The sequence below is a fragment of the Cupriavidus taiwanensis genome (assembly GCF_900250075.1).
In the GTDB taxonomy this organism is placed as follows: Bacteria; Pseudomonadota; Gammaproteobacteria; order Burkholderiales; family Burkholderiaceae; genus Cupriavidus; species Cupriavidus taiwanensis_C.
The window spans coordinates 1,117,777-1,137,343 of record NZ_LT977070.1 but is presented as its reverse complement, the minus strand read 5'-3'; the positions used below and the strand labels follow the sequence as shown (position 1 = coordinate 1,137,343).

Genomic DNA, 19,567 nt, shown 5'->3' with positions numbered 1-19,567 from the left:
GCGGCGTGTCGCTGCGCTGGCCGATCCAGCCGATGGCTCAGACCGCGGCTTCGTCCTGCTCGCCGGTGCGGATGCGGATCACGCGCTCGATCTCGGTGACGAAGATCTTGCCGTCGCCGATCTTGCCGGTGTGGGCGGCCTTTACGATGGCGTCCAGCACGGTATCCAGCTGGTTCTCGGCCACCACCACTTCGATCTTGATCTTGGGCAGGAAGTCGACCACGTACTCGGCGCCGCGGTACAGCTCGGTATGCCCTTTCTGGCGGCCAAATCCCTTTACTTCGGTCACCGTCAGCCCGGTCACGCCGACGTCAGCCAGGGCTTCACGCACCTCGTCGAGCTTGAACGGTTTGATGATGGCGGTAATCTGCTTCATGACTGGCCCCTGTTTATCGTTTGTTCACGCGCCTGGCGGCGCATCGCCGCGGACGCGGCGCTCTCCGGAGGGCATTTTAACAGTCCTTGGGCGCTTGCATTTCCGCCACGCCCGCGGCCGGCGCCGCTGCTGCGTGGGGTGGCGCGCATCCGCCGTCGTCCGCGTCTGTGGATAACCTTGTGGACAGCCACTGGAGAACCTGTGCACAAACCGGCACTCCAGCGCCATGTCCCTCGGGCCAGGCCATCAGTCCGGCACCTTCTCCAGATCCGCCAGCCACACCACCGACTCCGAGTCGCTGGGCGCGCGCCAGTCGCCGCGCGGCGACAGTGAGCCACCCGAGCCCACCTTGGGCGCATTCGGCACGCATGATCGCTTGAACTGGCTGGTGCGGAAGAAGCGGTCCAGGAAGATCGCCAGGTTGCGCTTGATGTCGGGCAGGCCATACTGGTTGCGCACGACGTGCGGGCCGTTGGGCCAGATGCCGCGCTCGCGGTCGCCCCAGGCATGCTGCGCCAGGAAGGCGATCTTGGACGGGGCAAAGCCGAAGCGCAGCGTGTAGTAGAGGTTGAAGTCCTGCAGCTCGTACGGGCCGATGGTGCTCTCGGTCTTCTGTTCCGGACCGTGGTTGCTGTCGCCGGGGATCAGCTCGGGGCTGATGTCGGTGTCGAGCACCGCCAGCAGCACGTCCGAGCCGCCCTCGCCCACCTGCCCGGTCTCTGCGACCCAGCGCACCAGGTGCGAGATCAGCGTCTTGGGCACGCTGGCGTTGACGTTGTAGTGCGACATGTGGTCGCCCACGCCATAGGTGCACCAGCCCAGCGCCAGCTCGCTCAGGTCGCCGGTGCCGATCACGATGGCATGGTTGTGGTTGGCCAGCCGGAACAGGTGGTTGGTGCGCTCGCCCGCCTGCACGTTCTCGAAGGTCACGTCGTAGACCTTCTCGCCGGCGGCATAGGGGTGGCCCAGGTCCTTCAGCATTGCCAGGCACGAAGGCCGGATATCGATCTCGGTCGCGCTGCAGCCCACCACCTGCATCAGCTGGCGCGCCTGCTGCAGCGTGCGCCCGCTGGTGGCAAAGCCGGGCATGGTGTACGCGAGGATATTGGCGCGCGGCAGGCCCAGCCGGTCCATCGCCTTGGCGCACACCAGCAGCGCGTGGGTGGAATCGAGCCCGCCCGAGACGCCGATCACCACCTTGCTGATCTTGCTCGCCGACAGCCGCTGCACCAGCGCCTGCACCTGGATGTTGTAGACCTCCATGCAGCGTTCGTCGCGCTGGCGCGGATCGGCCGGCACGTACGGGAAACGCGCCACGTTGCGCTCCAGCGGCAGCGACTTTTCCAGGGTCAGGTCGAGCGGGAAGCGCACCACGCGGAAGCGCTCCACCTCGGCCTTGTGCCGCCGCACCGAATGGCCGAAGGTCACCTGGTGCATGCGCTCGCGCGACAGCCGCTCGACATCGATATCGGCGAACAGCAGGTGCGAGGTGTCGGCAAAGCGCTCGGACTCGGCCAGCAGCTCGCCGTTCTCGCAGATCAGCGCCTGGCCGTCCCAGGCCAGGTCGGTGGACGACTCGCCCTTGCCGGCCGAGGTGTACAGGTAGGCCGCCAGGCAGCGCGCCGATTGCTGCGACACCAGCTGGTGCCGGTAGCCCGACTTGCCCACCACGATATTCGATGCCGACAGGTTGACCAGCACCGTGGCCCCGGCCAGCGCCGCGAACGACGACGGCGGGATCGGCACCCATACGTCCTCGCAGATCTCGGCGTGGAAACGGAAATCTGGGATGTCCTCGAGCTCGAACAGCAGGCCGGCGCCGAACGGCACCTGCTGGCCGAGCAGCTCGATCGAATCGACGGCGGCGTTGTCGGCGGCGCTGAACTGGCGTGCCTCGTAGAACTCCCAGTAGTTGGGCAGGTAGGTCTTGGGCACCACGCCCTGGATGCGCCCGCGCGCCACCACCACGGCGCAGTTGAACAGCTGGTGCTCGACCCGCAGCGGCATCCCCACCACCATTGCCGCGGGCAGCTTGCGCGAGGCCTCGACGATGGTGGCCAGCGCCGCCTGGCAGGCATCCAGCAGCGCGCGCTGGTGGAACAGGTCGTCGCAGGTGTAGGCCGACAGCCCCAGTTCCGGGAACGCGACCAGTACGGCGCCGCGCTGCGCCGCCTGCGTCGCCAGGGCAATGGTCTCGTTGGCGTTGAAGGCCGGGTCGGCCACGCGGCAGACCGGCACGCCCACCGCGACGCGCGCAAAGCCGTGCGAATACAGGTTGAAAAACAGGTTTTTCATATCGGGCCTTGGTGTTGGGAGTCGTGCGGTGGGCCGTTGAACCAGCCGCAAGCGTGCGGGTCGTCCGCAGCATCCGTGGATGCCTGGGAAAGCACTATTGACCAGGAGACTCCATTTTACGACGCCGGCCCTGGGGCGGGGTTTCCGGTAGACTCGACCGGTCCACAGAGGGAACTGGTGCAATGCAGTCTGAATCATGCGTGCCCGGACAGGGCCAGCCGGCACGGCAAGCGCGCAGCGAAGCGAGCGACGCCGCCCCGGAATACCGTACCGAGATCGTCTCCGACCTGGGCCAGGTCGATGCCGCCGCCTGGGACGCCCTGGTGGCCCGTCATGCTGACGCCACGCCCTTCCTCAAGCATGCCTTCCTGCACGCGCTGCACGCCAGCGGCAGCGCCTGCCCGGATACCGGATGGCATCCGCGCTACCTGACGTTATGGGCGCCGCCCGCGGCGGGCCGTCCGCAACGGCTGGCCGCCGCCATGCCGCTGTACGCCAAGGCGCATTCCTATGGCGAGTATGTCTTTGACTGGGCCTGGGCCGACGCCTATGCGCGCAACGGCATCGAGTACTACCCCAAGTGGCTGGCGGCGATTCCGTTCACGCCGGTGCGCGGCGCGCGGCTGCTGGCCGAAGACGCCGAGGCGCGCCGGCTGCTGCTGCAGGTGGCGCTGGCGCTGGCCGCCGACAGCCAGATGTCGTCGCTGCACATCCTGTTTCCGGACGAGACCGAAGCCGCGCTGATGGCGCAGGCCGGCATGCTGATGCGGCACGGCGTGCAGTTCCACTGGACCAATGAAAACTACGGCGGCTTCGACGACTTCCTCGCCACGCTGTCGCAGAAGAAGCGCAAGAACATCCGCGCCGAGCGCCGGCAGGTGGCCCAGGCGGGCATCAGCTTCCGCTGGCTGCGCGGCGCGGAGATCGACGACGAGGCGTGGAAGTTCTTCAACCGCTGCTATCGCCAGACCTACCGCGAGCACCATTCCACGCCCTACCTGAACCTGGATTTCTTCCGCCGCATCGGCGCCGCGATGCCGCAGCACCTGCTGCTGGTGATCGCCGAGCGCGCGGGCCAGCCCATCGCCAGCTCGCTGCTGGTCTATGACGCCGCGCCGGAAGTCAGCACGCTCTACGGGCGCTACTGGGGCGCGCTGGAATATCACCCGTGCCTGCATTTCGAGACCGCGTATTACCAGCCGCTCGAGTTCTGCATCGAACACGGCATCGGCACCTTCGAAGGCGGCGCGCAGGGCGAACACAAGATGGCGCGCGGCTTCCTGCCGGTGGCCACGCGCTCGGCCCACTGGCTGGCGCACCCGGCCTTCGCCGATGCCGTCGAGCGCTTCCTCGCGCGCGAGCGCCAGGGCATCGACGCCTACCTGGACGAGCTCGGCGAGCGCAACCCGTTCGCGCGTGCCTGACGCCTGCGTCGCTCAGCGCCACATGCGCCGCAGCGTGTCGTCGCCCAGCATGTAGTGATGGAACAGCGATGCCATCGCATGCAGGCCGATGACCAGGTAGAACGCGGTGCCGAGGGTTTCGTGGAGCTCTTTGACGCTGTCCTTCAGCGCCGGGTCGGGCGCGACCAGTGCCGGCACTTCGATGCCGAGCGCAGGCAGCGCCAGCAGATGGCCGCCGGCATTCATCGCCAGCAGGCCAAGCAGCGGCTGGGCCAGGATGAACAGGTACAGCAGCCAGTGCATGGCCGCGCCGGCCAGCTGCATCCAGCGCGCGCCCGGCTCCGGCGCCGGGGCGCCGCGCACCAGGCGCCATAGCAGGCGCGGCACGGCCAGCACCAGCACCAGCGCGCCGGCCCATTCATGCACCGCCATGGCCAGCGCGCGCGGCGGCGTGCCCCTGGCGAAGCTGCCCTTCAGCTCGATCGCGGCATAGGCCAGTGCCACCAGCACGAACACCGCCCAATGGAAGGACACCGCCAGCCGGTCATAGCGGCGCGACGATGGCAGGGTCTGCGGCAACGGCTGGATTTCGGTGATGGGGTGCATGGGGACTCCTCTTGTCAGTACCCGCCTAGCGTAGCCCAGGCCACTTTGCCGGGTGCTAACGCGCATCAAGCGCTCGGCAATAAAAAACCCCGCCGGAGCGGGGTCTGTTCAGCGGGCGTTCAGCTTACTTCTTGTAGTTGGCCACGCCGTCGGTGATTTCCTTGTGGGCTTCCTCGATGCCGGCCCAGCCTTCCACCTTGACCCACTTGCCGGCTTCCAGTGCCTTGTAGTGCTCAAAGAAGTGCTTGATCTGGTCCAGCAGGTTTTGCGGCACGTCGGACAGGCCCTTCATGTAGGCGGTGGCCGGCGACAGCTTGTCGACCGGCACGGCGACCAGCTTGGCGTCGACGCCGGACTCGTCGGTCATCTTCAGCATGCCGAGTGCGCGGCAGCGCACCACGGCGCCGGCCAGGATCGGGAACGGCGACAGCACCAGCACGTCGACCGGGTCGCCATCGCCCGACAGGGTCTGCGGGATGTAGCCATAGTTGGCCGGGTAACGCATGCCGGTGCCGATGAAGCGGTCGACGAACAGCAGGCCGGTTTCCTTGTCGGCCTCGTACTTCACCGGATCGCTCTGGGCCGAGATCTCGATGATGACGTTGAAATCGTTGGGGATGTCCTTGCCCGGGGATACGAGGTTGAAGCTCATGCGGTTCTCCAGATGCCTGCGCTGTGTTGTCGGATGGCGGGCATTATAGCGGCTCGCGCCTGACCGGTTGCTGACAAGCCGTCGCCGGTCCTGGCTTCGCCAGCCCGCTGCAACGCGTTGCAGCGACGCCGGCGTCGGCGATAATGGCGCATTCTTCAGCCGACACTGAATAGCCGCAGCCCCTGCGCTGCCTAACGCTGCCCCTATGCTGCCCCGGAGCCACCCATGCACGCCCAGCACTTCGTCGCCAACCGCCTGATCGCGCCCGACAACGGCCTGCGCATCAAGGTTTTCGATCCCTCCAACGGCGAGCCCTTCGCCGAGATTGCGCGCGGCAACGCCACCGATATCAACGTCGCCGTCCATGCGGCACGCCAGGCCACCGACGGCGCCTGGGGCCAGATGGCCCCGGCCGAGCGGGTGCGCCTGCTCAACCGCGTCGCCGTGGCGCTGATCGCGCATGAAGAAGAACTGGCCGCGCTCGAGGCCCGCGACACCGGCAAGCCGCTGCGCCAGGCCCGCGCCGACGCGCGCGCGGTGGCGCGCTACTTCGAGTTCTACGCCGGCGCGGTCGACAAGCTGCACGGCCAGACCATTCCCTACAACCCCGGCTACACCGTGCTGACGGTGCGCGAGCCGCACGGCGTGACCGGCCACATCATCCCGTGGAACTACCCGCTGCAGATCTTCGGGCGCAGCGTGGGCGCGGCGCTAGCCGCCGGCAACGCCTGCGTGGTCAAGCCGGCCGAGGACGCCTGCCTGTCGCTGCTGCGCGTGGCCGAGATCGCCGCCGAGGCCGGCCTGCCCGAAGGCGCGCTCAACCTCATCACCGGCTACGGCCACGAGGCCGGCGCCGCGCTGGCGCGCCATCCGGGCATCAACCACATCTCGTTCACCGGCTCGCCGCAGACCGGCAAGCTGGTGTCGCAGCTTGCCGCCGAGAACCACGTGCCGGTCACGCTGGAACTGGGCGGCAAGTCGCCGCAGATCGTGTTCGCCGATGCCGACCTCGACGCGGTGGTGCCGGTGGTGGTCAACGGCATCGTGCAGAACGCCGGCCAGACCTGCTCGGCCGGCAGCCGCCTGCTGGTGGAGCGCCCGGTCTACGACCTGCTGCTGGACCGGCTCGCATCGGTGTTCGAATCGCTGCGCGTGGGCCCGTCCGAGCTCGACCTGGAATGCGGCCCGCTGATCAGCCGCAAGCAGCAGCAGCGCGTGTGGGACTTCGTCTCGGATGCGCAGCACGCCGGCGTGGCGGTGATGGCGCAGGGGCAGATCGTGGCCGAGGCCCCGGAGGCCGGCTACTACCAGGTACCGATGCTGTTCCGCGACGTGCCGCCCGCGCACCGGCTGGCACAGGAAGAGGTGTTCGGCCCGCTGCTGGCGGCGATGCCGTTCGACACCGAGGCCGAAGCCATCGCGCTGGCCAACGGCACGCCCTACGGGCTGGTCGCGGGGGTCTGGACCCGCGACGGCGGGCGCCAGCTGCGCCTCGCGCACAAGCTGCGCGCGGGCCAGGTCTTCATCAACAACTACGGCGCCGGCGGCGGCGTGGAGCTGCCCTTCGGCGGCAGCGGCCAGTCCGGCTACGGCCGCGAAAAGGGCTTCGAGGCCCTGTACGGATTCACCACCCTGAAAACCATCGCCATTCAACATGGGTAACATCAATTTCCTGTCGGTCGCCTTCGCCATCTTCTTTTTCTGGATGGCCTGGCATGTGCGGAACAAGCGCGCCACCAATCCTTCCGGCATGCCGCGGCTGCAGGTGTTCAAGCGCAAGTGGGGCGACGTGGTCGGCGACCGCGTGCACTGGTGCCTGTATGTCGCGCTGCCGTTCCTGCTGGCGCTGATGATGGTGGCGAATGCCCTGAGGGGGCGCGGGCCGTTTTCGCACTAGTCCCGCCCTGCACCGAACATCACCAAAACACTGAGGAGACAAGCCATGAGACTGGCCAACAAGGTAGCGATCGTCACCGGCGGCGGTTCCGGCTTCGGCGAAGGCATTGCCCATACCTTTGCGCGCGAAGGCGCCAACGTGGTGGTGGCCGACCTGCGCGAGGAAGCCGCCGAGCGCGTCGCCGCGGCGATCCGCGACGCCGGCGGGCGCGCCCGCGCGGTACGCGCCGATGTCTCGCGCGAAGCCGATACCGAGGCCATGCGCGACGCCGCCCTTGCCGTCTTCGGCGATGTGCATATCGTGGTCAACAACGCCGGCACCACGCATCGCAACAAGCCGATCCTGGAAGTCACCGAAGACGAGTTCGACCGCGTCTACGCCGTCAACGTCAAGAGCATCTACTGGTCGGCGCGCGCGTTCGTGCCGCATTTCCGCCGGCGCGGCGGCGGCGTGTTCGTCAATATCGCTTCCACCGCCGGCATCCGGCCGCGGCCGGGGCTGGTCTGGTACAACGGCAGCAAGGGCGCGGTGATCACCGCCAGCAAGGCCATGGCCGCGGAGCTGGGCCCGGACAATATCCGCGTCAACTGCGTCAACCCGGTGATCGGCGCCACCGCGCTGCTCGAGGAATTCATGGGCATGCCCGACACGCCCGAGAACCGCGCCAGGTTCCTCGCCACCATCCCGATGGGCCGCATGTCGACGCCGCAGGACGTGGCCAACGCCTGCCTGTACCTGGCCTCGGACGAAGCTGCCTTCATCACCGGCACCTGCATCGAAGTGGACGGCGGCCGCTGCGTCTGACGCCACGCCGCTGGCGTCTTTCTGCTGGCCCAGTCGTACCGTAGCTGTAAGAACGCGTCACACAGAAACGCATTTCCTCAGGAGACAGCATGACAACGACCGCAGTGAACCCCGGCGTCAGCGACGCCGCTTTCGAAGACGCCACCTACCGCAAGGTCAGCTGGCGCCTGGTGCCCTTCCTGCTGCTGTGCTACGTGGTGGCCTACCTGGACCGCGTCAACGTGGGCTTCGCCAAGCTGCAGATGCTGAACGACCTGAAGTTCAGCGAGACCGTCTACGGCCTGGGCGCCGGCATCTTCTTCATCGGCTACTTCCTGTTCGAAGTGCCGAGCAACGTGATCCTGCACAAGGTGGGCGCGCGCATCTGGATCGCGCGCATCATGATCACCTGGGGCGCGATCTCGGCGGCGATGATGTTCGTCACCACGCCGACCATGTTCTACGTGCTGCGCTTCCTGCTCGGCATTGCCGAGGCCGGCTTCTTCCCCGGCATCATCCTGTACCTGACCTACTGGTACCCGGCCAACCGGCGCGGCCGCACCACCACCTTCTTCATGACCGCGATCGCGCTGTCAGGCGTGATCGGCGGGCCGCTGTCGGGCTGGATCATGCAGTCCTTCGACGGCCACAACGGCTGGGCCGGCTGGCAGTGGATGTTCCTGCTGGAAGGCATTCCATCGATCCTGGTGGGCCTGTGGGTGCTGGCCTACCTGGATGACCGCATCGCCCACGCCAAATGGCTGTCGGCCGACGAGAAGGCGCTGCTGGAGCGCAATATCGCCAGCGAGAACGCGCACAAGGAAGACCCGCCGATCCGCACCGTGTTTGCCAGCCCGCGCGTCTGGCTGATGAGCGCGATCTACTTCTGCTTCGTCATGGGCCTGTACGGCGTCAGCTTCTGGCTGCCGACCATCATCAAGCAGACCGGGGTCAAGGGCGCGCTCGATATCGGCCTGCTGACCGCGATCCCCTATGGCTGCGCGGTGATCGGCATGGTGCTGGTGGCCTACAGCGCCGACCGCAGCGGCGAGCGCCGCTGGCATATCGCGGTGCCGGCGCTGGCCGGCGCTGTCGGGCTGCTGCTGTCGGTGCAATGGCACGGCGACACCACGCTGGCGATGGTGGCGCTGACGCTGGCGACGATCGGCATCCTGACCACGCTGCCGCTGTTCTGGAGCCTGCCCACGGCGTTCCTGGCCGGCACCGGCGCGGCCGCGGGTATTGCGCTGATCAATTCGCTCGGCAACCTCGCCGGCTTTCTCAGCCCGTATGCGGTGGGCTGGCTCAAGGACCTGACCCACAGCACCGATTCCGGCATGTACCTGCTGGCCGCGTGCCTGGTGGTCGGCGCGGCGCTGACGCTGTCGGTACCGAAGCGCCTGGTAAGCCGGAAGTGAAGTCGCGCACGCGCCGCTTGCCGGCCCGAATGCGCCGTCGGCTGACGCGGATGTAGGACCACGCCCGGCAGTGTCGCCTATTCCTGGGCCCTAGCATGGAAAAGAGACACCCGGAGTGATCCCGACGGGGTCCTCCGGGCATCTGATTCCCAAGCTTGCCAAGGAGGCCACGATGCCGCAATTGCTCCCGTTTGCCCCTACCCGTTCGCTGAAGATCATCGAAGCGCGCCTGGCGCGCCGCTCGCGCGTGAAGCGCCTGGTGCTCGCGCTCAGCGCCGGCGTGGTCGCGCTGCTGGCCCTGGTGCCCGCCGCCAGCCATGCGCAGGCACCCGTGGTCGATGCCAACCCCGCGCCGGCAACCCCGGCCGCGCCAGCGACTGCCGCACCGGCCCCTGCGTCAGGCACCATGGCACCGACGCCGGGCGTCGCCACGCCGCCCGCCACGACCATGCCCCCGGCCGCCACCGTGCCGCCCGCCACCACAGTGCCGCCAGCGGCCACCATGCCGCCTGCCACCCAGCCCGCGCCCGGCATGACGGCGCCGGCCACGGCGGCGCCGCCGCCAACCGCTTCACCGATGCCCGCACCTACCGGCACGCCGCCCGCGGTGCCGGCGCCGCCGCCGGTGGCAGCCCCGTCGCAGCCACGGCCGCCCCTGACCGCGCCGCCCCCGCCGCCGCCGCGTGACGCGATGGTGCAGCGCCAGGCCGGCCCGGTCGCCTATATCTGCGGCGGCGTGGCCGAGGACGAGCAGGCCGCGCTGCAATCGCAGGCGCGCAAGTACAACATGAGCCTGCTGTTCACACAGGGCGAGCGCGGCGAGTTCCTGTCGGATGTCGACGTCAAGCTTTTGCGTGGCGGCAAGGAAGTGGCGAGCTTTGTCGCCGACGGGCCGCGCTGCCTGCTGAAGGCGCCGTCCGGCACCTACAACGTGCGTGCGACCTATCAGGGCCGGACCAAGAACATGACGGTCAGCACCAACAGCAAGAATGCGCAGATGCGGTGGTAGTGGGGCTGAAGCACTGATGCGCTTTGCATGACCGCTTGGGTACTCCCTCTCCCGCTAGCGGGAGAGGGGCGCAAACCCTCAGCCTGGTGGCCCGTCCCCCAGCATCTGCGCCACCGACCCCGCCGTTCCCGCCGCCCGTTCACCCAGCAAACGGTGCAGCGTCCCCAGCAGTTCATCCTCGTTATACGGCTTGCCCAGGTACACGTTGACGCCGATTTCCTCCGCGTAGCGGCGGTGCTTTTCGGCGGTGCGCGAGGTGATCATCACCAGCGGCAGGTGCGCGGTGCGCGCGTCGGAGCGCACGTTGCGGGTCAGATCGAAGCCGTCCATGTGCGGCATCTCGATATCGACCAGCATCGCGTCCGGCATCACGTCCTGCAGCTGCTTGAGCGCGTCGACGCCGTCGCGCGCCAGCACCACGTGGTAGCCGGCGCGGCCCAGCAGGCGCTGGGTGGCCTTGCGCACGGTCAGTGAATCGTCGACCACCATCACGGTAGGCTGGGCCGCCAGGCCGGCCACTGGCTCGGCGGTGCCGTCGCGCGCCAGTTCCGCGACTGCGCCTGGTTGCGGCGCGACCGCCGGCTGCTGCGTCGATGGCGGCAGTGCCGGCGGATCGAGCGGCAGCGAGCGGCCGCGCTCGCGCACGAAGCGCTGCGCCAGCACCACCGGGTTGTAGATCAGCACGATCTCGCCGTCGCCGAGCGTGGTCGCGCCGGCGATGCCCTCCAGCCGCGCCAGGTGCGGACCGATGTGCTTGACCACCACTTCGCGGTTGCCGACCACGTCGTCGACATGCACGGCGACGCGCTCGGCGCCGCTGCGCACCACCACCACCGGCGAATACTTGCGCCCCGCGGGCGCGGCCTCGCCCTGTTCCAGCAGCGCGCCGAAGTAGAAGAACGGCACCTCGGCGCCGGCCACCGCCAGGCGGCCGTGGTTGTACGCATCCAGCAGCGCCGGCGCGCGCAGCTGCTGCACCTGGTCGATCATGCCGCTGGGCACCGCAAAGCGGCGCGCGCCCAGTGCGATCACCAGCACCTGCGTGATGGCGGTGGTCAGCGGCAGGTGCACGGTGAAGGTGGTGCCCTGCCCCGGCTGCGATGCCAGCGTGATGCGCCCGCCGAGCGCCACGGTTTCGGCGCGCACCACGTCCATGCCCACGCCGCGGCCGGCCAGTTCGGACACCGCTTCCGCGGTGGAAAAGCCGGGGGTGAAGATCAGCTCGGTCAGGCGCGCCTCGCCGGCATCGTCGTCCGGCGCCAGCAGCCGGCGCTCGACCGCGCGCGCGCGGATGCGCGCCAGGTCCAGCCCGCCGCCGTCGTCGATGAAATGCAGCACCACCTCGTTGCCTTCCTGCTGCACTTCCAGCGTGAGCGCGCCGGTGGCGGGCTTGCCCGCGGCGCGGCGCTGCGCGGCGGGCTCGATGCCGTGCGCCACCGCGTTGCGGATCAGGTGCTCGATCGGGCCCGCCATGCGGTCCAGCACCGAGCGGTCGATCTCCACCGTTCCCCCCTTGATCAGCAGCCGCACTTCCTTGCCGGTCTCGGCCGCGGCCTGCCGCGCCACGCGGTAGAGCCGCTCGGCCAGCGCGTCGAACTGCACCATGCGCGCCTGCATCAGGCCGCGCTGCAGCCCGCGCGTGAGCCGCGCCTGCGCGGCCAGGTCGCCGGCGGCGCGGTCGAAGCCGCGCTGCAGGTTCTGCTCGACGGTGGCCACGTCGTTGACCGACTCGGCCATCATCCGCGTCAGTTCCTGGAAACGCGTAAAGCGGTCGAACTCGAGCGGATCGAATTCCTGCTTGTGCTGCGCATCGGCAATGCGCGACGCCATCTGCGATTCGGCCTGGATCTCGATCTCGCGCAGCTGTCCGCGCAGGCGCGCGACGTTGTCGTTCAGTTCGCCCAGGTAGGCGCGCATCGACTCCAGCTCGCTGTCCAGGCGCGCGCGCGTGGCGCCGACCTCGCCGGCCTCGTTGATCAGCGTGTCGAGCGCGCGCGCCTGCACGCGCACCAGCGCGCGCTGCGGCTCCGCCGATGCCAGCGGTGCAAGCGCGGCCAGCGGCGCGGCCGGCGGCATCGGCACCATCACGTCGGACGGCCCCGGCACCGCGGGCAGTTCGGGCGCAAGCGCCTCTGCGGCGCAGGCGCCGGGAGCTTCGGCGTCTTCGGGCCGAGGCACGGCGGCGCCGGACGGCTGCTGCGCTTCTGCCAGGCCGCTGACCACATCAGGGTCGTCGGCCGGCAGCAGCCGGCCGGCCTGCAAGGCCTCGGCGTGCGCCAGGATGCGGTCGTACCAGGCGTAGAGCCGCTCGAACACCTTCGGCGCAACCGGCTGCTGCCCCTGTCCGCGCAGCGTGCCGTCGAGCAGCGTCTCCATTTCGTGCGCGGCCTGCCCCAGCGCCATCGCGCCGGCCATGCGCGCGCTGCCCTTGAGTGTATGCAGCGCGCGCAGCACCAGCCCGCCATGGCGCGCGTCGTCGGGCGCGGCTTCCCAGCCGCGCAACAGCCTGCCCAGCTCGGGCAGCGAGCCCTGCGCCTCTTCCAGGAAGATCTGCACCAGTGCCGGGTCGGGCGCGATGCCGGCGCCGACGGCCGGCGCCTCGGACGCGCGCGGCGCCGTCGGCAGCGCGATCACCACCGCATCCTGCGCGGTGACGGGCGGCACGGCGGGGGCTTTAGCGACTGCCCCGGCTTCGGCTACCGGCGGCACGTCGGGTGCGGACTGTGCCGCGGGTGGCAGCCGGCCGAATACCTGCGCCATCGCATCTTCGGCCTCGGCCGGCGGCGGCGCGGGCAGCGCCACGCGCGGCCGCAGCAACGCGCGCTCGCCGAACTCGACCAGGCTGCGGCGCAACGCGGCATCGGCCTGCGGCCAGATGCCGGCGGCAAACTGGTGCAGCATGCCGCGCATGCGCTCGGCGGCCTGCTCCAGCAGCCGGAAATCGCCCGCATGCATTGCCACCGGATGCGCGCCCAGCTGCAGCAGCAACGCTTCCAGCGCCTCGGCGATTTCGCGCACCGGCTCCAGGCCCACGGTCGACGCACTGCCCTGCAGCGTGTGGGCGACGCGCAGCGCCAGCTCGCTCGGGCACGGGTGGGCTTCGTGCCGCCATTCGGAGATATCGGTGGCGAACTGGCGCAGCAGGCCATCGGCCTCCTGCAGGTAGACGTTGTACAGCGCCAGGCCGATGCGCACCGGGCCGATGACCTTGTAGTGGTCGTCTTCGTCCGACAGGCCGCCGGCCAGGCGGAACGGGATTACGTTGTGGTCGGGCGTACCGGTGTCGGCTGGCGCATCAGTATCGACGTGCGTTGCCGCTGCGTCCGGATACTCGTTCGGCGCATCCTCTACCACCACGTCGGGCGCGGCCTGCGCCGTCTCCGCGGCGGTGCCGGCATCGCGCACCGCCTCGGCGGCTGCCACCAGCGGCGCGATGTCGTGCCACGCCGCGGCGTCGCCGTGCAGCCGCGCCACCCACGCCGACAGCTCGGCATGCGCGCGACGCAGCAGTGCCAGCAGCGCCGGCGCCGGCTCGCGCGCCTCGGCCAGCCACAGGTTCATCACCTGTTCCACCGCCCATGCGGCCTCGCCGTAGCGATGCAGGCCGACCATGCGGCTGGAGCCCTTGAGCGTATGGAAGGCGCGCCGCAGCCGGCTGAGCATGTCGGCATCGCGCAGCGCCTCGACGCCGGCGCCAAGGTCGCCGGCGATGCCGCCCAGCACCTCGTCGGCCTCGTTCAGGAAGATGTCGAGCAGCTCGGCATCGATGGCGGCATGGTCGCCGGCCGCGGGCATGGACGGCGGGGACGGCATGGCCGAGCCGGCCGGCACCGGCGCGTGCTCCGCGGGGATCGCGGCGAGCGCCATCACCATGCGCGCGCCGGCGTCGTCGCTGCCGGCAAGCCAGGCGTTGCACTGCGTGACGGCATCGGCGGCCTGGCGGCGCAGCGCGGCGTCGTCGTCGATCGCGGCCTGGTCGGCCAGCGCCTGCAGCGCGGCCCGCAGCCGCTGCACCGCCGGCGCGTCGGAAACGGCGCCGGCACGCAGAGCCTCGTCGGCGGCGGCGCGCGCCGCCTCGAGCGGATCCTGCGGCGCGTGCGCATCACCCTCGGCAGCAACATCGGACAAGGCCTCGGCGTGGCGGGCACGGCCGAATTCGAGCGCATCGGCGAACGCGTGGACCACGCCCAGTTCCGCCGCTACCGTGCGCAACAGCGCCGCGCGCGCGCTGGCGTCGGCAAGCTCGGCCTCATCGGCAAGGCGGGTCTTGACGGCCTCGACGGCCGCGCCGGCCTGCGCGGCCTCGCCGGCCAGCGCGCCCGGCAGCGCCGGCGAAGCCCGCAGCTGCGCCAGCGTTCCCGCCAGCGCGGCAAAGGCCTGGCGTGCGTCGCGCAGGTGCGCGGCGCCGTCGGGGCGCGCCGCATTGCGGTCATAGCTGTCGAGCCAGGATTCACCGCTGTCGAGTTGCGCGCGCAGTTGCGCCACGGCTTCGCTGCGCTGCGCCTGGGCGCGCGCCTCGTCGACCATGCGCGCCAGCCAGGCCGGCGCGGCAGCGGCAGGGTCCGCCAGGCAGGCGGCCAGCGCGTCGCACTGCGCGGCAAAGTGCGCCGCGGCCGGATGGGCGGATTGTCCGTGCACGCGCCACGGCAGCGCCAGCGCACGCGACAGGAACAGCGCGATGCCGGCGGCGCCGAGCGCATCGCCGACATCGCGCTCGCGCCCGGGCATCGCGGCCTGCGCCAGGCAACGCTGCAGCGCCGGCTGCGCCAGCGGCTGCGCTGCCTCGGCCAGCGCGGCCAGCGCGATCTCCCACGCGGCCTGGTCGGCGGCGGCGGCGCGTTCCAGCCCGGTCGCGGCCTGCTGCAGGTTGCGCGTGTCGATCGGGTCGAGCCAGCCGTAGTAGCGCAGCCGGAAATCGGCATTTGCCTGCGCATGGGCGGCATCGAGACGGAACGCCGCCAGCGTGCGCGCGATGTCGGCGCGCAGCGCCGCCGCGTCGTCGTTGCCGCCGTTGCCGCCGTTGCCGCGCTCGCCCGGCCCGGTGCAGACCAGCAGGAACACCGCGTCGTTCAGCAGCGCCTGCGGCACGCGCACATGGCCCTGCTGGTACTGGCGCAGCAGCAGGTTGGCGCGGCCGGCAAAGCGCTTGGCCACCAGGTCCGACGGCAGCAGGTCCAGCGCCAGCGCGCGGCACACCAGCCCGAGCACGTGCCAGACGCCGCGGTCGGGATGGTCGGCGGCGCGGCGCGCTTCCTGCTCGTTGGCACGCAGTTCATCCAGCGCCGCGTGCAGCGGCAGCCAGGCTTCGCGCAGCAGCGCCGCGTCGGCGCATGGCGTGGGCAGGCGCAGCGCCTTGAGCAGCGCCGATTCGAACTGCTGGCGCGCGCGCGTGACCGCGGCCGGCCCCTTCGGCGGCAGCAGCATGCCCGGCAGCATCTGCAGCTCGTCGAGCCACAGGTCGGCGGGATGCACGCGTTCCTCGCCCAGCCTGGCAAGCACGGCGGCATAGGGCTGGAACAGGCGCAGCGGGGCCTCGTCGTCGCCCGCCATCAGGTCGTCGACATATTCGGCCAGCGCCTGCACGCCGGCGCGGAATACCGCCAGCGCCTCCGGGCCGGCGGCAACGGTGCCGGCGTCGATGGCATCGAGCAGGCGGCGCAGCGCCTGGCAATACGGATCGGTCCCGCGCAGCCCGACGATATGCACGGCGCCGGCGGCCTGGTGCAGATGCTGCCCGGCCAGACGCAGCGAAGTGGTATCGCGCGCGCCCAGCGCCTCGGGCGCCTGGCGCACTTCATCGACATAGTGGCCAAGCTCCGCGGCGGCGTCTTCGAGCGCGCTGCGCAGGCTGGGCGCCAGCCACGCCAGGCCGGACAGGTCGCGCGCGGCGCCGCCGGCGGGCGCCGGCCGCGCGCTGGCCGGCAACGGTGCGGGTTCGGGTTCAGGCAGGGCGTCGGGGCCGGCCGGCATACCGGATGCGGCAGCGTCGCGCGGGATGGGGGAATTCAGGGACATGACGGCTTCCAGTGCGGCGCCGGCACGGCAGCCGCAATCCGCCCACCGCAACGGGCGGCGGGCGCGGAGTTGGCATAAGGCGCGGGGCCGCGGTGCGCGGAAGCGGTCGCAGGCGTCATCCGGCCACTCAGGCGATCTTGAAGCGCGACACCGAGTTGCGCAGCTCCTCGCTCAGCAGCGTCAGCTGGCGCACCGACTGCGCGGTCTGGCGCGTGCCGGTGGTGGTCTGCTCGGTGACCTGCAGGATGCGTTCGATATGGCGCGCCACGGTGGTGGCCAGGTCGGCCTCGTGCGAGGTCGACTGCGAGATCTGCTCGATCAGCTCGGCCAGCTGGCGCGACACGCGCCCGATCTCGACCAGCGCGGCACCGGCGTGGTCCGACAGGCGCGCGCCTTCGACCACGCCCTGGGTGCTGCGCTCCATCGCGTGCACCGCGTCCTGGGTATCGGTTTGGATGGTGCGGATCAGCGCGCCGATCTGCTTGGTAGCCTCGCCGGAGCGTTCGGCCAGCCGCTGCACTTCTTCCGCCACCACCGAGAAGCCGCGCCCGGCCTCGCCCGCCGATGCCGCCTGGATGGCGGCGTTGAGCGCCAGCACGTTGGTCTGCTCGGTAATGTCCGAGATCAGTTCGACGATCTCGCCGATCTCCTGCGACGACTCGCCCAGCCGCTTGATGCGCTTGGAGGTTTCCTGGATCTGCTCGCGGATGTCGTTCATGCCGGCAATCGCGTTCTGCACCGCCTGCTGGCCCTGTTCCGCGGCGGACAGCGAGGCGCGCGCCACGTTGGCGGATTCGGCCGCGCCGCGCGACACCTGCGTGATGCGGTCGGCCATCTCCACTACCGATTCGCCGGTCTGGCGGATCTGGCGCGACTGCTCTTCGGTGGTCGACACCAGCTGGGTCGAAGTGGCCTGCACCTGCCCCGAGGCCTGCGTCACCTCGCCGGCGGTCTGCTGCACCCGGCCGACCAGCTCGCGCAGTTCTTCCACGGTGTAGTTGACCGAGTCGGCGATGGCGCCGGTGATGTCCTCGGTCACGGTGGCCTGGCGCGTCAGGTCGCCGTCGGCGATGTCCTGCAGCTCGTTCATCAGCTGCAGAATGGCCTTCTGGGTGTTGTCGTTGTTGCGCTTTTCGTCGAGCCGGCGGGCTTCGGCCTCGCGCTCGCGCGCCTCGGCTTCGAGCGCGCGCATGCGCGAATCGCGCAGGTACAGCGCGGCCAGGCCGACCAGGCACAGCAGCGTCAGCGCCGCCGACACCACGGTCGCGCCCAGCGTCACCGGGCGGCTGCGCGCCGACTCCGCATACGCGCGCTGCAGCGCCGACAGTTCCGCGCGCAGCGCCTCGTTGTCGTTGAAGATCTGCTGCTGCGCGCGCTTGGCGGCGATCAGCCCGGGCAGGTTCTGCAGGATGGTCTGGGTGGTCTTCTGCACCGCCTCGAAGCGCTGCGACAGCTGCTGCAGGTAGCCGCGAGTTTCCTCGTCGGTGGCGGCGGACAGCCGCAGCGCCTCGCTGCCGTTGAGCAGGCCGTCCAGGGTCTCGCGGAAGGTGTTGGTGTCCTTGCCCAGCAGGAACGCGGTCTCGGGGTTGACGCCCTCGCCGGCCAGGAACTCGTTCAGGTTCTTGCCCAGGCGCTGGGTCAGCATCACCAGCTGCGCCGAGGCCGCCACCTCGCGCGCATTGGCGCCGGACTGCAGCTTGATCGCCGCCACCTGCTCGGCCGCTTCGAGCAGTTCGGGGTTGGAGGCGTTGAAGATCTGCAGGGTCTGGCCGATGGTGGTCAGCACCGGCTGCTGCGCCAGCACGTCGGCGGCGCTTTTCTCGGAGCGCTGCCAGGACTGCATGGCGGTCTGCAGCAGCGGCTCGGCCGCGCCGGTGGTGGCGCGCACGCGCTTTTCGTCGCTGCCCTGCCGCAGCGCCGTCAGGTCGCCCGACAGCGCATCCCGGGACTGGCGCAGCTGGGTGAAGGCCTGTGCATTGCCCAGCAGCGCCACCGGCACCGCCTTGCCCAGGCGCTGCGAGTGCATCAGCATGTCGCCGGCCACCTCGATCTGCGCGGCGGCATTGTTGGCGATGCGGTTATCCAGGTACACCGAGCCCAGCAGCGCCACCAGCGACACCACCACGCCCACGGTCAGCAGCCGCTGCTGCGAGGCGAACGGCATGCGGCCCAGCCAGCGGCCGACGTGCTCCAGCGGCGTCGCGCCCAGCCCCGCGGCGGCGGGCGGCACGGGCGCGGGTTCGGGTCTCCCGGCAAAGGCCATGTCGGGCCCGTCCACAAAATCCGGACCGTCCGGACCGTCCGGACCACCTGCGAGGCCGGTGGCGGCGTCGGCTGCCGGCGTGCGCCGGCCCAGGCTGAAGTTCTTGAAACCCATGGCACCCTCTTCCGTTTTATCGTTGTCATCCCGGCGGCTCGTGCCGGGTGCTGCAGGCTATGGCCTGCGCGCCGTCATTGTCCGTGCCCGGTGTGAGCGGCCGCGCGCGTCAGGCGGCGGCCCGGCCCGCCTGCAGAAAGGCGGGGGCGTCCAGCAGCGCGCGCACGTCCAGCACCTGCCAGTCGCGCCCATCCCGGTCGGCATAGCGCTGCCCTTCCCAGGCCGGCGCGGGCTCGGGGCCGGCGGCAGCGGCGTCGCCGTGCGGCAAACCCAGGTCGGCGGCATGGCGCAGCCCGGCCACGCGCGTGGCCAGGATCGCGCAGGCGCGCTCGGCGTCGCGCGACAGCACCACGATCTTGCTGCCCGGCTGCAGCGGCGTCGGCGCGCCGCCGCAGAACAGGCTGAAGTCGATCACCCCCAGCAGGCTGCCGCGCGCGTTGACCAGGCCGCTGTACCACGGCTGCGTCAGCGGCACCGGGCTGGGCTGGCGCATATCCAGCACCTCGCCGGCATCGGCCAGCGGCAGCAGCCAGTGGCGCGCGCCCACCTGCAGCGCCAGGTAGCTGTCGGCGGCCGGCAGGCTGCGCGCCTCGCGCAGGCGCCGGGCCAGCATGGCCTGGTAGTCCTGCAGGCGGGTGTGGCGGGCGCGGAGGTCTTGGCGTGGCGCGTTCATGGCGGTCCCCGGAACAGGTGGCATTGGCTTGCCGTGCGGGCGGCGCGGGCGGCGGGGCGGCGC

General features: G+C 70.5%; 13 protein-coding genes. 6 read left to right on the top strand and 7 right to left on the bottom strand.

Going from position 1 to position 19,567, the window contains the following annotated elements:
• Positions 1-37 precede the first annotated feature (37 nt).
• Together glnK and CBM2588_RS05250 are read right to left on the bottom strand one after the other, a co-directional pair.
• Positions 38-376: a P-II family nitrogen regulator gene (gene glnK, locus CBM2588_RS05255; RefSeq protein WP_006162803.1), complete on the bottom strand. Its 339-nt coding sequence runs from the start codon at positions 374-376 to the stop codon at positions 38-40.
• Between the two features lie 246 nt (positions 377-622).
• Complete coding sequence (locus CBM2588_RS05250; protein ID WP_115679672.1) at positions 623-2,671, bottom strand: NAD(+) synthase; 2,049 nt, start codon at positions 2,669-2,671, stop codon at positions 623-625.
• Positions 2,672-2,853: 182 nt separating this feature from the next.
• Here CBM2588_RS05250 and CBM2588_RS05245 point away from each other — a divergent pair, with 182 nt between their 5' ends.
• On the top strand, positions 2,854-4,095 hold the full coding sequence (locus CBM2588_RS05245) for a GNAT family N-acetyltransferase (protein ID WP_115679671.1): 1,242 nt from the start codon (positions 2,854-2,856) through the stop codon (positions 4,093-4,095).
• A gap of 12 nt (positions 4,096-4,107) precedes the next feature.
• Here the strand turns inward: CBM2588_RS05245 and CBM2588_RS05240 are convergent, their stop codons facing one another.
• Together CBM2588_RS05240 and ppa are read right to left on the bottom strand one after the other, a co-directional pair.
• Positions 4,108-4,680 (bottom strand): cytochrome b, encoded by a 573-nt coding sequence (locus CBM2588_RS05240; RefSeq protein WP_115679670.1) that lies wholly within the window; start codon positions 4,678-4,680, stop codon positions 4,108-4,110.
• Between the two features lie 124 nt (positions 4,681-4,804).
• Entirely contained in the window at positions 4,805-5,332 is a 528-nt protein-coding gene (ppa, locus tag CBM2588_RS05235) for an inorganic diphosphatase (RefSeq protein ID WP_012352043.1), read from the bottom strand.
• Between the two features lie 225 nt (positions 5,333-5,557).
• Here ppa and CBM2588_RS05230 point away from each other — a divergent pair, with 225 nt between their 5' ends.
• From CBM2588_RS05230 to CBM2588_RS05210, 5 genes are all read left to right on the top strand, one after another.
• Positions 5,558-6,994: an aldehyde dehydrogenase family protein gene (locus CBM2588_RS05230; RefSeq protein WP_115679669.1), complete on the top strand. Its 1,437-nt coding sequence runs from the start codon at positions 5,558-5,560 to the stop codon at positions 6,992-6,994.
• Positions 6,987-7,229, top strand: coding sequence for a hypothetical protein (locus CBM2588_RS05225; protein ID WP_010813008.1), 243 nt, complete (start codon positions 6,987-6,989; stop codon positions 7,227-7,229). The genes CBM2588_RS05230 and CBM2588_RS05225 overlap by 8 nt, the downstream gene beginning before the upstream one ends.
• Positions 7,230-7,274: 45 nt before the next feature.
• The gene (locus CBM2588_RS05220) at positions 7,275-8,033 is read left to right on the top strand and encodes an SDR family oxidoreductase (protein WP_115679668.1); all 759 of its coding nucleotides are present in this window, start codon (positions 7,275-7,277) and stop codon (positions 8,031-8,033) included.
• An 89-nt stretch (positions 8,034-8,122) separates the two neighbouring features.
• Positions 8,123-9,430 carry an MFS transporter gene (locus tag CBM2588_RS05215; RefSeq protein ID WP_115679667.1) on the top strand — a complete coding sequence of 436 codons (1,308 nt, stop codon included), beginning with the start codon at positions 8,123-8,125 and terminating at the stop codon, positions 9,428-9,430.
• A 172-nt stretch (positions 9,431-9,602) separates the two neighbouring features.
• Positions 9,603-10,439, top strand: a complete 837-nt coding sequence (locus CBM2588_RS05210) for a hypothetical protein (RefSeq protein ID WP_115679666.1) — start codon at positions 9,603-9,605, stop codon at positions 10,437-10,439.
• A gap of 78 nt (positions 10,440-10,517) precedes the next feature.
• Here the strand turns inward: CBM2588_RS05210 and CBM2588_RS05205 are convergent, their stop codons facing one another.
• The 3 genes from CBM2588_RS05205 to CBM2588_RS05195 all read right to left on the bottom strand — a co-directional run bounded on the left by CBM2588_RS05205 (position 10,518) and on the right by CBM2588_RS05195 (position 19,504).
• Positions 10,518-16,454, bottom strand: a complete 5,937-nt coding sequence (locus tag CBM2588_RS05205; protein ID WP_115679665.1) for a hybrid sensor histidine kinase/response regulator — start codon at positions 16,452-16,454, stop codon at positions 10,518-10,520.
• A gap of 127 nt (positions 16,455-16,581) precedes the next feature.
• Positions 16,582-18,831, bottom strand: coding sequence for a methyl-accepting chemotaxis protein (locus tag CBM2588_RS05200; protein ID WP_115679664.1), 2,250 nt, complete (start codon positions 18,829-18,831; stop codon positions 16,582-16,584).
• A 109-nt stretch (positions 18,832-18,940) separates the two neighbouring features.
• Positions 18,941-19,504, bottom strand: a complete 564-nt coding sequence (locus CBM2588_RS05195; RefSeq protein WP_115679663.1) for a chemotaxis protein CheW — start codon at positions 19,502-19,504, stop codon at positions 18,941-18,943.
• Between the last annotated feature and the right edge of the window lie 63 nt (positions 19,505-19,567).